The sequence below is a fragment of the Clostridium pacaense genome (assembly GCF_020709765.2).
Lineage (GTDB): Bacteria > Bacillota > Clostridia > Lachnospirales > Lachnospiraceae > Enterocloster > Enterocloster hominis.
Map to the genome: position 1 here is coordinate 196,210 of NZ_JAJFEB020000007.1, position 13,884 is coordinate 210,093.

At 52.7% G+C, this 13,884-nt stretch carries 13 protein-coding genes and 1 pseudogene; 2 read left to right on the top strand and 12 right to left on the bottom strand.

The features are described 5' to 3' along the window. Nucleotides 1-11 precede the first annotated feature (11 nt). The 10 genes from LK536_RS43725 to mtaB form a co-directional block, all read right to left on the bottom strand. Nucleotides 12-2,981, bottom strand: coding sequence for an insulinase family protein (locus tag LK536_RS43725; protein ID WP_227796086.1), 2,970 nt, complete (start codon nt 2,979-2,981; stop codon nt 12-14). Between the two features lie 71 nt (nt 2,982-3,052). After that, the gene (locus LK536_RS43730; RefSeq protein WP_227796085.1) at nt 3,053-3,880 is read right to left on the bottom strand and encodes a YdcF family protein; all 828 of its coding nucleotides are present in this window, start codon (nt 3,878-3,880) and stop codon (nt 3,053-3,055) included. Nucleotides 3,881-3,923: 43 nt separating this feature from the next. Next, on the bottom strand, nt 3,924-5,159 hold the full coding sequence (locus tag LK536_RS43735) for a peptidase U32 family protein (protein WP_008718491.1): 1,236 nt from the start codon (nt 5,157-5,159) through the stop codon (nt 3,924-3,926). A gap of 24 nt (nt 5,160-5,183) precedes the next feature. Then, entirely contained in the window at nt 5,184-5,831 is a 648-nt protein-coding gene (locus tag LK536_RS43740) for an O-methyltransferase (protein ID WP_227796084.1), read from the bottom strand. Next, nucleotides 5,828-6,502 (bottom strand): endolytic transglycosylase MltG, encoded by a 675-nt coding sequence (locus LK536_RS43745; protein ID WP_025486295.1) that lies wholly within the window; start codon nt 6,500-6,502, stop codon nt 5,828-5,830. The genes LK536_RS43740 and LK536_RS43745 overlap by 4 nt, the downstream gene beginning before the upstream one ends. 99 nt (nt 6,503-6,601) lie before the next feature. Beyond that, a complete protein-coding gene (locus LK536_RS43750) occupies nt 6,602-8,203 on the bottom strand; it encodes a ribonuclease J (RefSeq protein WP_474912864.1) in 1,602 nt (533 codons plus the stop codon). A gap of 776 nt (nt 8,204-8,979) precedes the next feature. Further along, nucleotides 8,980-9,258 carry a DUF1292 domain-containing protein gene (locus tag LK536_RS43755; protein WP_025486293.1) on the bottom strand — a complete coding sequence of 93 codons (279 nt, stop codon included), beginning with the start codon at nt 9,256-9,258 and terminating at the stop codon, nt 8,980-8,982. Beyond that, entirely contained in the window at nt 9,248-9,694 is a 447-nt protein-coding gene (gene ruvX, locus LK536_RS43760) for a Holliday junction resolvase RuvX (protein ID WP_227796082.1), read from the bottom strand. Before ruvX ends, LK536_RS43755 begins: the two co-directional genes overlap by 11 nt. A 331-nt stretch (nt 9,695-10,025) precedes the next feature. Continuing rightward, on the bottom strand, nt 10,026-10,286 hold the full coding sequence (locus LK536_RS43765; RefSeq protein ID WP_008718501.1) for an IreB family regulatory phosphoprotein: 261 nt from the start codon (nt 10,284-10,286) through the stop codon (nt 10,026-10,028). A gap of 167 nt (nt 10,287-10,453) precedes the next feature. Then, on the bottom strand, nt 10,454-11,836 hold the full coding sequence (mtaB, locus tag LK536_RS43770) for a tRNA (N(6)-L-threonylcarbamoyladenosine(37)-C(2))-methylthiotransferase MtaB (protein ID WP_227796081.1): 1,383 nt from the start codon (nt 11,834-11,836) through the stop codon (nt 10,454-10,456). 211 nt (nt 11,837-12,047) lie between these two features. Here mtaB and LK536_RS43775 point away from each other — a divergent pair, with 211 nt between their 5' ends. After that, entirely contained in the window at nt 12,048-12,278 is a 231-nt protein-coding gene (locus tag LK536_RS43775) for an HPr family phosphocarrier protein (RefSeq protein ID WP_008718507.1), read from the top strand. A gap of 191 nt (nt 12,279-12,469) precedes the next feature. Beyond that, nucleotides 12,470-12,595: a DUF6783 domain-containing protein gene (locus LK536_RS43780; RefSeq protein WP_420315228.1), complete on the top strand. Its 126-nt coding sequence runs from the start codon at nt 12,470-12,472 to the stop codon at nt 12,593-12,595. Here the strand turns inward: LK536_RS43780 and LK536_RS43785 are convergent. Next, nucleotides 12,542-12,658, bottom strand: a pseudogene (locus LK536_RS43785) (DUF6783 domain-containing protein); the annotation flags it as partial. The gene LK536_RS43780 and the pseudogene LK536_RS43785 overlap by 54 nt on opposite strands. Before the next feature lie 40 nt (nt 12,659-12,698). Continuing rightward, nucleotides 12,699-13,883 (bottom strand): tRNA uracil 4-sulfurtransferase ThiI, encoded by a 1,185-nt coding sequence (gene thiI, locus LK536_RS43790; protein ID WP_008718508.1) that lies wholly within the window; start codon nt 13,881-13,883, stop codon nt 12,699-12,701. Nucleotide 13,884: the final 1 nt, after the last annotated feature.

Sequence of the window (13,884 nt, forward strand, 5' to 3'; positions counted from 1 at the left end):
ATATCTCCTTATCAGTGGTACAGGTTCTTGATTTCCCCAAACATTGCCCGGTCCGCCTTAATCTGTTCATCATTGCCGATCACGCACAGCGCCCCTGTATCCAGCACGGCCTGCACGATGTCTGCCAGGTTCCTTATATCCTCCTGGGTCACGTCCAGGATTTCCTCCCTCTCCCGCTGTATCATCTCATCGGTCACGCCGGAGAGATAGGCGGAAAGGTTCCTGCTGCCCTTCAGGGATGGGGTAAGGGGTGTGTCCACATCACTGATGGTGCCGATTACATATTTGGTCATATCCCGCTCATCGATGGTGAAGCTTCTCAGATAATCCGGTATGCCTTCGTATATTTCATTGGTTTTCGCCATGTTCGGGTCGCGGTAGGATACCATGTACCCTTCCCCCGACCTGCCAAAGCTGCTCATACATCCATATGCGCCGCCTTTTACGCGCAGGTTCATCCAGAGATACTCATAGTTCATGATGACCTTCAACACCCTCAGCGCCCCGGTGTACTCCAGGCTGCGTCCATTGACGTCCTTACCTGCAAAGGAACCGCACCTTGCCACATAATTGACCTGGGAAGCTGTTTTATATCCTTCATTGCGGTTGCCGGCTTCAAAGGTAAATGCGTACTTTTTCCCGCTGCCTTCCAAAAGGCCTGCCTTAAATGTCTGAAGCTCCACAGGAAGGCGTCCATAGCCCTCCTCATCCGCCGTATACGCCACAAGGATATTATCCTTTGTAAACAGCTGCCGGGCCGTGCTCTTCAGCTTTCCTATCAATTCCTTCCTGTACTGCGGCTCCTCACTGTACCTGCGGCTTACATACTCCAAAAACTGATAATATCCGATTCCGCCTATGATATCGTTGAATGCCGAGGTTGCCGAGTAGTAGGAGGACGCCCTGCCCACCGCGGCCGCATGGGAGGAATCCTCCATCTTCATCCTGGCCCTGGAACGTGTCTCGTCCAGGATCTCCCCCAAACGCTTCTCATTATCCAGATTGGAACGCGTAAGGATTTCGGTCAGGATGGAAAATGCAAAATCCAGTTTTTCATACAGTACCTTGGCGCTGGCAACAAAGGCTCCGGTAAACCGGCCCGGATTAGCCATATCCGGATATGAACTTACTGCAAAGTTCACCCCTCCGCTGTTTAAATATATCTCGCTGGACAAATCACTGTAGCTGTAGTGCTCCGTATCCACATATCCCAGGACGGACTTGAGGAGGCCCACATAGGAAAGGTCTTCCACCGGCACACGGTCCGTATCAAAAAGCACCTTCAGATAGCCGATGCCGGAAGTAAACATACTGCTGTGGATTACCCTTACCCCATCCTCCATCTTAAGCTCATAGGAGAGCTTTGCGCCCTCCCGGTCAATATCCTCCCGTGTGAGCATGGGGATTTTCTCCAGGTCTTCCTGGGAGGAGGTTTCCTCCTGGTATGCCTTCAGCGCTTTGGTCCGGGCCACAAGTTCTTCTATCTCTTCCCTGCCAAGGGAGGCTTTATGGGCTGCCAGCCTCTCTGCCAGCTTCCTGTCCTCCTCGGCTGTCTGGTTTATCCTGGGGCTTACCATGATGACAGCCTCATGTGGGTTATCCAACAGGTATTTGAGGATCAGCTGCTCAAAATACCCTTCCCCTGCCGCCTTCTTAAGGAAGTCAAAGGTCTTCTGGTATTCCAGGTGCAGCATGGGGTCCCCGTCATAGAGCCAGCTGTCCATGGACCACAGGCCGTACATAAGTCCCTTGGGGGCGGAACCATAGTCCGCTTCCCTGTAACGGAACTCATAGTAATTCAGTCCGGCTAAAAGGCTCCTCTTATCAATCCCCTGGTCGGCAAGCCTGCGCAGGGTGCCCTTGACAACCGCCAGGAATTCCCCCTTCTGCTCCGGGTTGGCATTCTTGGCTATGACGGAAAAGTAGGGCTGGAGGATCCCGCTGTCATACCCGCCCAGGATATCCTGTCCGATTCCCGCATCAATCAATGCCTGCTTAAGGGGCGCGCCCGGAGCATTAATCAGGGTATATTCCAGTATCTGGAAAGCCACATACAGTTCCGGATCCAAATCCGTGCCAACCACCGTGTTCACGGACAGATAGGTCCTGTCGGCCGTCCCCTCCTCCTCTGTGACGGAATAGGTAATCTCCCGTTCCACCGGACCGTCAAATGCCTTCTGCATGGGAATGGAGGAGTCCGCATGACAGTCCTTCCTGTCATACCTGCCCAGATATTCCTCATCCAGCCATGTAAGCTTCTGCGCCATGTCCATGTCCCCGTACAGATAGATATAGCTGTTGGCCGGATGATAGTAGTTCCTGTGGAATTCAATGAACTGCCCATAGGTCAGGTTGGGTATCACAGCCGGGTCCCCGCCAGACTCATTGGCATAGATGGTGTCCGGGAACAGCACGTTCCTGGTGAACCGGTCCAGCACGCTCTCAGGAGAGGAAAATGCGCCCTTCATCTCATTATACACAACGCCGTTAATGGTCAGGTCATCCTCAGGGGACTGCATCTCATAGTGCCAGCCCTCCTGCTGGAAAATCTTGGGTTCCCTGTAGATGGCAGGGTGCAGCACCCCGTCCAGGTACACGTCCATCAGGTTCTGGAAATCCTTTTCATTGCAGCTGGCCACCGGATACACGGTCTTATCCGGATAGGTCATGGCGTTTAAGAACGTATTCAGAGAGCCTTTCACCAGCTCCACGAACGGGTCCTTGACCGGGAACTTCTCAGACCCCTCCAGCACACTGTGTTCCAGAATATGCGGAAGTCCGGTACTGTCCTCAGGGGGCGTGCGGAAGCCGATACAGAACACCTTGTTATCGTCATCATTCGACATAAGGAACAGCCTTGCACCGCTCTTAATATGTTCCAGCACCATTGCGCTGGAATCCATTTCCTCCACAAACTTCTCCCCGGCCACACGGTAGGCGGCCAGCCCTTTGACTGCTTCCAGTTTCCTTTCATCTGCCATAGATTCACTCTCTCCATTTCTATATCATACTACTTCATAGTCTGCCTTGGTTGTCCCAGCTTATTCACATCCTACATATTTCCCATGAGCCTGTCTTTGACAATGGACGCACACTCCCTGACACAAAGATGGATAAACAGCACAGGGTCCGAGTCAGCTGAAATTCCATAGACATTTTCAATCCCCCACTTTTCAGCGGTCAGCCTGGCCCTGTATATATGGAAATTACTGGTAAGGACACCGATTTCCAGCGGTTTATCCGGCGCAATGGCATAGGGTACCGAGGTGGTCCTGCGGGTCAGGGGAACCAGTTCCTTCTTATCCCGGTTCCGGTGTTCCTCAATCACGACCTTGCTGTAAGCAATATTCTCCACCGTGCTCACCGAACGGTCCTCTATGAGAAGCTGTTCCGGCCTTATCCCGTTGTATTCCAGGTACTGGCGCATCACTTCCGCCTCGCTCACATCCTCACCTGGACCGCGTCCCCCGGAAAGCACCAGAATGGTGTCAGGATTCTCCTCCGCGTATTCAATCGCCTTATCCAGCCGTTTTTTTAATGAATTACTCACCGTATGTTCCTTTACCCTCGCACCCAGCACAATCACGTAATCCAGGTTTTTCTTATCCGATGAAGCAGCGCCCAGGAACACGAGCACGCAGAGCACGGCCAGCGCCACAACCCCTGCCACGCAGGTGGTGACAACGGATACTGGGACCCATCTTGGAATCCGGTCCATGTTCCTGCTGTAATACCAGCGTCCATAAACAAGAAACAGCAGCAGGGCAGCAAAAAACAGCCAGATAAAGGCAAAGGACGTACCGATACCAGCATACACCACTATCACTATAAAATAGGCAACGCACAGCACTCCAAGCCCAATAAGTATTCCGTCTACCATCCCCAGGCACCTCCTGTCAGCAGATACTTTCATGTATGTCCGGTCAGTTTTCCTCTTTTTTGCGTAAAATGTCATAAACCGCCAGGTCTGCCTCCGGCCCCAAATCAATCCAGAGGACCTGCTTGGGATGAGGCGCGCTTTCCTGTGCATTTCCGTCCTCATCCGTTATGGCAGCCACCTGGACCATGAGATTGCGGCCATCCGGCTTCATGATTTCCATGGTTTCGCCCACAGAGAATTTGTTCTTCTGTTCAATCCTGCACCTTCCCCGGCCGTCCACCTGTTCCACGGTGCCAAGATAGGTATAGTTCTTCACATATGTGTTATTGTCGTATATCTGTGCATCCTCAGTGGGTTTGCCAAAATAGAAGCCGGTTGTAAACTCCCGGTAGGTGCATTTGCCTATCTCCTGTCTGTACCACTCCATGTTGGCTTCGTAGAGGGCAGGGTCCTTATTGTAATCGTCAATGGCCTTCCGGTAAGTCCGGGCCACCGTGGCAACGTACAGGGCGGTCTTCATCCTGCCCTCTATCTTGAAGCTGTCGATACCCGCGTCCATCATCTCCGGGATATGTCCGATCATGCACAGGTCCTTGGAATTGAATATGAAGGTCCCCCGTTCATTTTCATATACAGGCATATACTCCCCTGGCCTTGTCTCCTCCACAATGGAATACTTCCAGCGGCACGGATGGGTGCAGGCGCCCTGGTTGGCGTCCCTTCCCACAAAGTAATTGCTTAACAGGCATCTCCCTGAATAGGAAATGCACATGGCGCCGTGTATGAAGCTCTCAATCTCCATGTCCTCCGGGATCCGGGACCGTATCTCCTTGATTTCCGCCAGGGAAAGTTCCCTGGCAGTCACCACCCGTCTGGCCCCAAGCTGGTGCCAGAACAGATAAGTCCCGTAATTTGTATTGTTGGCCTGGGTGCTGATGTGGATTTCCATGTTGGGAAGCACCCTCTTTGCAATGGCAAACACGCCTGGATCGGAGATGATCAGGGCGTCCGGGCCGACTTCCTTTAATTCTTCAAAATAAGCCTCCACCCCCGGCAGGTCCACGTTATGGGCCAGGATATTGGCCGTGACATAGACTTTAACCCCGCGCGTATGGGCAAAGGCAATTCCTTCCTTCATCTCTTCTTTGGAAAAATTATGGGCCTTGGCCCGAAGGCCGAAGGCCTCACCTCCAATATATACGGCATCCGCCCCATAAATGACAGCTGTCTTAAGCACATCCAGGCTTCCCGCCGGTATCAACAATTCGGTCTTTCTCATTTTCTTCTCTCCACAGAACTAAAACTATTTTATCCTGGTGCTGATTGTCACGCCATCCCCAATGGGAATCACCGCGGTCTCCAGTTCCTCCATGTGTTTCAGGGTATGGAGGTATTCCCGCATCCTGCTGTGGATGGTCCTGTTCCTGCGCTGGACGGCAAACCTGGATTCCACGATATCGCCGTCCTGGAGCACATTGTCCGATATCAGGACCGCCCCCACAGGCATGACCTTCAGTAACAGGGGCAGCCAGTGCAGGTACTGCCCCTTGGCCGCATCCATGAACACCAGGTCAAAGTTCCTGCCTTCCAGTTCCTTAAGAAGCTCATCCGCATCCCCTTCCAACAGGGTAATCCTGCTTTCTTCACCCGCCTTCTTAAAATTCCCGCGGGCCACGGGGATTCTCTTCCCATACTTTTCAATGGTCGTTATATGGCATTCCCGGGGCATGGCCTGGCACATGAGAAGCGCCGAGTACCCAACCGCCGTGCCGATTTCCAGTATCTGGGCCGGCTTAAGGGCCGCCACCATGGTGCGCAGCAGGGACGCTGTCTCCCTTTTTATGATGGGGACATAGGCCTTTAGCGCCTCTTCCTCTATTGTGTCTAAAAGCACTCCCTGGCTGGATTCCAGGGAGTGCAGATAATCCCTTATCCTGTCCTTCACAATCATGGATCCTGTCCCTCAGTCACGTCCTCAAACCATCCGCCTTCCATCTCCTGGTCCTCGCCCTCATAGGTCTCCTGGTTGGCTATCTCATCGCTGTTTTCAGCCTCCGGATCCATGGAACGGCCGGCAGCTTCCTGGCTTCCCGTATCTTCTGCAGCCCCTGTCTGGCTGGCGGCAGCCGGAACACCGGCTTCCCCTTCCGGGACAGTCTCCCCAGCCGTCTCAGCGGTCTTAGCCGCAGGCGCGGCGGCAGCCTTGCCAGCTCCTGACTGGGCCGGCTTTACATCCTCCTCAGTCTCCGGCTTTTCGTTGAGCTGCTGGAGGATTTCCTTGGAGGTCATGGAGGTATTCAGGGTGTAGGTACCCGGGTAAATGGTTTCATAGTCGTAGAATTTACTCTGGAATATAAATGCAAACTCGCTTTTGATAAGCCCTTTGCGGGCCAGGAACTCCGCTGCCTCGGACACGCTTTCACCATCCGTCATCTGGACTACCATGTCATGGCCCGGGGCCTCCTCCACTGCTTCCGCATAAAATATCTCATGTCCGAAGGCATATCCCTTTGCCACCGCCTCATACAGCAGCAGGACAATCAGGGCATATACGATGAGTTTCACCGATATGCTGATTATGGTGGTTGTTATCTTGTTGATTTCTCTCGTTCTGTTGCTCATAATCCATTCCTCTTGCCCTGCCTGGCAGACCATGACATCCGGCGCATCCCGGCGTTGACACGCCGGGATATGCGGGCTGATATCCGCACCGGTGCCTGGTTATACCTCCATGATGATCGGCAGGATTACGGGGTTGCGCTTCATGCGCTTCCATAAAAAGTCACTTAAACTGTCCTTGATGATGTTCTTTATCTTTCCCCAGTCATTCACACGGCGGCCCATGCAGTCATCCACCGCATTAACCACCACGGAATGCGCTTCTTCCAGCAGGTCCTCTGATTCCCTTACGTACACAAAGCCCCTGGACACGATGTCCGGCCCTGCAAGAAGCTGGTTGCTGTGCTTTTCTAATGTGAGCACCACTACAATAATACCATTCTGAGCCAGGTTTTGTCTATCCCGCAATACAATATTGCCCACATCGCCCACTCCAAGGCCATCCACCAGGATTCCGCCGCAGGTCACATGGTCAATCACCTCACAGGTTTCCCCGTCCAGGGCAACCACGTCGCCGGAGTTGACCAGCACTGCATTGTCCTTGTCAACGCCCATGAACTCAGCCAGTTCCTTCTGCGCAATGCGGTGGCGGTATTCGCCGTGTACCGGTATTGCGAACTTGGGATGGATCAGGGAATATATTAATTTCAAATCTTCCTGACAGGCATGTCCTGAAACATGGGTGTCCTGGTTAATGATCTTTGCCCCCTTCATGGACAGTTCATTGACCACGTTGGAAACAGCCTTTTCATTACCGGGAATCGGGGTGGAGCTTAAGACAACCACGTCCCTGGGTGTGATGGAAACCTTCTTATGGATGCCGGACGCCATGCGTGAAAGGGCTGCCATGGACTCTCCCTGGCTTCCTGTGGTAATAAGCACGGTGGATTCCGGCGGATAATTCCTCAGATGCTCAATATCAATCAGGGTGCCTTCCGGTACATTGATATACCCCAGCTTGCTGGCAATGTCCATGACCGTCACCATGCTGCGGCCTTCCACCACCACCTTGCGCCCATACTTATACGCCGTGTTCACCACCTGCTGCACCCGGTCCACATTGGACGCAAAGGTTGCAACAATGATGCGCTGGTTCTTATGCTCTGAGAAAATGTTGTCAAAGGTCTTGCCCACCGTGCGCTCAGACATGGTGAATCCCGGCCTTGTGGCATTGGTACTGTCTGCCAGCAGTGCCAGCACGCCCTTTTTGCCCAGCTCGGCAAAACGCTGAAGGTCGATGGGGTCGCCGAATACCGGCGTGTAGTCTATCTTAAAATCGCCTGTGTGAAGCACGATTCCAACCGGCGAGAAAATTGCCAGTGCGGACGCATCCTGGATGCTGTGGTTCGTCTTGATGAATTCCACCCTGAAGCAGCCCAGGTTCACGGACTGTCCGTGCTTCACAACCTTGCGCTTGGTGTTCTTCATCAGGCGGTGCTCCTCCAGCTTGTGCTCAATCAGCGCAATGGTCAGCTTGGTACCGTATACAGGCACGTTAATCTGCTGCAGGATATAAGGAAGGGCGCCGATATGGTCCTCATGTCCATGGGTAATCACAAAGCCCTTTACCTTGTCAATGTTCTGCTTCAGATAGCTGACATCCGGAATCACCAGGTCAATGCCCAGCATGTCATCTCCCGGGAATGCAAGTCCGCAGTCCACGATGATGATGCTGTCCTCATACTCAAACGCGGTGATATTCATTCCTATCTGTTCCAGGCCGCCTAAGGGGATGATCTTCAGTTTCCCTTTGCCGTCCTTCTTGCTGTCCCTGGAGGCCTGTCTCACCGGCGCCAGCACCTTCAGGTCCTGGGATGCAGGTGCTGCTTTGGCCGCAGCTGTCTTGGCCTGGGACCGGGATGCCTTTGCAGTTCCCTGACCGGACCGGTTGTCCTGCCGGGACGTCTTGGCTGCCTTGTCCTGCTGGGACGTCTTGGCTGTCTTCTGCTGGGATGCCTTGGACGATGTCTGGGCTGACTTGGATGCGGACTGGGCTGCTTTGGCTGATGCCTGTCCGCTGCCGTCCGCTGCCTGCTGCTTTGCCTGTCCTGCCTGCTTGGCGGTTTTTGACGCCTGGGCGCTCTTTCCGCTGCGGCTTCCCTTCTGTCCCTGGCCTCTGCCGGAACCCGAAGCATCCTTGTCCGCTGTCTCCGCAGTACGTCCGCCCTGCTCCTTGGAAACACTCTTTCTCTGTGCCGGCCTTCTGTTCTGAGGCTTCTTAGCCTGCTGTTCCGGCGCTGCTGCCTGGTCTGATGCCGCTGCCTGCTCTGATGCGGCTGCCTGTCCTGCTGCCTGCTCCGGTGCGCCCGCCTGCTCTGATACGACTGCACGCTCCGGCGCCGCTGTCTGTACTGATGCCGCTGTACGCTCCGGCGCCACGGTCTGTACTGATACTTCTGTCTGCTCCGGTGCCGCTGTCTGTGCGGCCACCTCCGGCATGTTGTCTTTTTCTTCTAAATTCAAATTGATTCCTCCAATCTCTATTTCTCAAGCTCCACATCTGCATCGCTTAACAGTTCCTCAAACACGCCCATGAGGCCGTCCAGTTCGCGGTCATCTTCCACAAACTCATAAACGGCTTCAGCGTCCTGCTGCCCGGATACATCCTTTAAAATGTAACACTCTCCGTCCTGATCCTCCGGCGCATCTGTCACAAGCAGATAGTTTACTGCATTGATTCTTGTTTCTTCTAACACATAAAAATCCACGGATTCTCCGGAATCCGTTATCATTGTTATCATATCCGTCTTATCTTTCATTGTTTTCTCCTAAACCATTGGACAGGCTGTCCAGATATCCCTGTAAAATCATGGCCGCCGCAATCTGGTCCACGCTTTCTTTTCTGTGTTCCCTGCGCACGCCGCTTTTAATCAGCACCCTGCTGGCCGCCACGGTTGTAAGACGTTCATCCCAGAGCACCACAGGAAGACCTGTCCGTCTCTCAAGGGATGCCTTGAATTCCTCTGTCTTCACAGCGCGCTCCCCAAGAGTATTGTTCATATTCTTAGGATATCCAAGAACAATCCGTTCAATCTCATACTGGCCAATTATTGCCTCTATTCTTGCAAGGGTCTGCCTCAGTTTATTTTCATCTTTCCGCGTGATGGTCTCCACTGTCTGCGCAGTGATACCTAAAGGATCGCACACCGCCACCCCGACTGTTTTTGAGCCAAAATCCAGACCCATGATTCTCATATTCATTTTCCTCCGTTATCATATAAAATAACGCACAACAAAACCAGCTGGCTGTCCACCAACTGATGCATCCCTGTCTTATCTTACATATCCGTACATTGCCGAGAAGGCCCGCATAACGGGCCTTCCCATCTTTCGCCACGGTGTGCCTGACCGTGCCTGTCCCAATCCTGCCTCTTCCTGATACCAAAACGTGTCTCATCATTCGTTCCACGTCCTGGTTGGGCATCACGGGTACAGCGCTCCGTCCGGCATCCCCTGAACCGTACGCCTGTCACGAAAGCATCTTCATGCCTTAATGCGTGTCTGGAAAGGAATCCGCAAACACGTCCTACCGCAAACGGGCATCAATATACACAGCCATCAGTTCTTCCAGAATCTCATCCCGTTCAACCTTCATGATAAGGCTTCTGGCGCCCTTATGGCTGGTAATATAAGTCGGGTCCCCAGACATGATATATCCCACTATCTGATTCACAGGGTTATATCCTTTCTCGGTCAAGGCAATATACACCTGCTCCAGCACATCGCTTACTTCCATCTTCTTGTCCTGAACAGCTTGAAAATATTGAGTTTCACTTATATTGCCCATGTCATCACGTCCTTTAAGTATTCTTCTCTATTCTACATTATATTTTCCTATTCGGCAATAGATAATTTTCTTAATTTTTTCTAATTATTGTCATGTATTTGTAAAATTTCGCATAATATTTCCGTCAACCCAGGGAAATGTTTCTATTTTTGGAAAAATATATACCATCAACAATCCTGCATTTTCCTGACTTCCAGCAACTCCCCTGTCAGCAATCTGACTGCGTCAAGACAGAGAATCTGACCGGATAATACATTTTCCTCCCCGTCCTTAACAGGAAGGGCCGCCTTCACATACTGCGGGGTATGGCCTGTGATATATTTCCTGCCATCCACCTCCGCCACGTCTTCGAAGAGTACGGATACCCGGCTTCCGGCAAAATGTTCCCTGTATTCCCGCGACATGGATGCTTCCAGCTCCAGCAGCACATCGCTGCGCTGCGCCTTCACCTGCTCCGGCACCTGGTCCGGCATCAGGGCTGCCCTGGTTCCGGCCCGCTTGGAGTATTTAAATACATGCATTTCATAAAAATGCACCTTTTTAAGGAACTCCCTTGTGATTTCAAACTCCTCCTGGGTTTCTCCCGGGAATCCCACAATCACGTCCGTGGTAATGGCCGGATGATCAAACCATTTCCGCAATATGCCGCAGCGCCTTAAATAGTCCTCCGTGGTATAATGGCGGTTCATCCTCTTTAATGTGGCGTCGCAGCCGCTTTGGAGGGACAGGTGGAAATGCGGGCAGAACTTAGCCAGGCCCGCCAAAGCCTCTGCAAATTCCTCCGTGATGATCCGCGGCTCCAACGATCCCAGGCGGATACGCTCCAGTCCCGGTATCCGGTGGATTCTTCCTATCAGGTCAAGCAGGGGGCCGTGGTCCCAGTTACCGCCCTGTACCGGTCCTCCCTCCCTGTGTTCCATCCCATAGGAGCTGAGGTGGATTCCGGTAAGGACCACTTCCTTGTATCCCCTGGCAACCAGGCCTTCCACCTCCGCCTCCACATCTTCCGGCTTCCGGCTCCTCACCCGGCCCCTGGCATAGGGGATGATGCAGTAGCTGCAGAACTGGTTGCAGCCGTCCTGCACCTTGATGAATGCCCTTGTGTGGTCCTCGATATTGTCCACGTGAAGAGGCTCATATTCATCGGTGCCCCCGATATCCAGCACGTGTATACCGGATTTTGGCCCTTCATCTTCTTTAAGCCTGCCCTCCATATATTCATCCAGGATCTGTACCAGCTGGCCCTTTTTGTTATTGCCGATAATCACGTCCACACACGCGTCCTCCTTAAGCGTGTCCGCAGCCACCTGCACGTAGCATCCGGCCGCCACCACCACGGATTCCGGGTTCAGCTTCTTGGCCCGGTGAAGCATCTGGCGTGATTTCCTGTCCGCAACATTGGTCACGGAACATGTGTTGATGATATAGACATCCGCCTTTTCATCAAAGGGCACGATCTCGTATCCGTGCTCCCTGAGCTGCTGCTGCATGGCCTCTGCCTCATAAGCATTTACTTTGCATCCCAGGTTGTGCAGGGCTGCTTTTGGCATGTTAAAACCTCCTATTTATCAGGTCATGGCCAGACCTCCATCCCCCGATTGCCGGGGGCAATGTACTGCCATAACCAATTTACCAGTTTCTTACTGAATTTTTCATGCAATCTCACTATTGACTTTTACCCCCGCGGTCTGTAGTATTAAAGCAAAGCAGTTATACTAAACTGCAATTCAATTCACACACACCACAAGGAGGGTTCTTCGTATGAAAACAGTTCGCATTTCGTTAAATTCCATTGACAAGGTTAAGTCATTTGTAAATGATTTAGCTAAGTTTGATGTTGATTTTGATTTAGTTTCCGGCAGATACGTGATTGATGCAAAGTCCATCATGGGCATCTTCAGCCTGGATCTGTCCAAGCCCATCGACCTGAACATCCATGCAGAAAGCAATGTTGAGGAGATTCTGGGCATCCTGAAGCCTTACATCATCTAATCTTTGTCATACATCCCACGGCGGGGACCACACCGCATGGTTTAACAAGGAAAGAAGCAAGAGTCTGCTGACGCAGACTCTTTTTTATATTTCCTGCAATCCTTGGCTGCCGGATATGTCCCGCCCTTTTTGCGCGATTCGGACAGACCCCAGAGCGTGTTTGAAAATTGCTTTCCGACAGACCCCAGGGCGTGTTTGAAAATTGCTTTCCGACAGGCCCTAAAGCGTGTTTGAAAATTGCTTTCCGTCGGCTGTGCGTCCCACTTTGTGGGAGATTTGGTCCCGATGATGGAGGCGTAGCGGGCTACGCTGACTGAATCGGGGCCAAATATACCGCGAAGTGGGGCGTGCTTTGTCCTAAGGGGGTACCTCTGGTGGATTCCTTAGGGCAGACGGCGGGAATGAATTTTCAAACACGACCTAGCCCTGGCAGAGGATCTGCTCCGTGGTAGCAAGCGCCGTCTCCACCAGTCCGTCAATCTTTTCTTCCAGATGGCGTTCCGAGCTGTGGATTACATTGATGTTGGGCTTTGTCACAGGATGCTTTGCCACGAAGATGGTACAGCAGTCCTCGAAGGGCTGGATGGATGTCTCATAGGTGCCGATTTTCTCGGATACGTCCACAATCTCCTGCTTATCAAATCCGATTACCGGACGGAATACAGGCATGGTGCACACTTCGTTGGTGGCTGCCAGGGACTGCAGTGTCTGGGAGGCAACCTGGCCGATGCTCTCGCCTGTAATCAGGCCGATGGCCCCGTTCTGTCCTGCAATGGTCTGGGCAATGCGCATCATATAGCGGCGCATGATGATGGTCAGTTCCTCATGGGGGCATTTATCGTAGATATAAAGCTGGATATCCGTGAAATTCACCACGTGCAGCATGATTGGCCCGGCGTAGCGCGCAACCAGATTGGCCAGGTCCACCACCTTCTGCTTGGCCCGCTCGCTTGTGTAGGGCGGCGCATGGAAATATACGGCGTCTATCTTCACGCCCCTCTTGGCAATCATGTACCCTGCCACCGGGCTGTCAATGCCGCCGGAAAGCAGCAGCATGGCCTTTCCGTTGGTCCCTATGGGCATGCCGCCCGGTCCTGGGATCATCTGGGAGAACAGATTGATTTTCTGGCGCACCTCCACCCGCAGCAGCACGTCCGGATGATGGACATCCACCTTCATCTGTGGGAATGCTTCCAGGATTACCTCCCCTAAATCCCTGTTAATCTGATCTGAGGTCACAGGATACTGCTTATCCCCTCTCCTGGCGTCCACCTTAAAGGTAAGGTTCTTGTCTGGGTAAACCTGGTCCATGTATTCCTTTACATGATGTTTCAGGTTTTCATAATCCTTGTCGTCAATCTGCACCATGGGGCAGATGTCCGCGATTCCGAACACGCGTCCAAGGGCTTCCACGGTATCATCGTAATCGTATTCCCCATCCGCCTTCACATAGATGCGGCCGGATTCCTTTGTGACCTCGAACTGGCCATCCACATCCCGCAGCGCATACCGGATCTGTTTCATCAGGGCATCCTCGAACATGTAACGGTTCTTTCCCTTGGTGCCGATTTCCGCGTACTTAATTAAAAATGACTGGTACTGCATG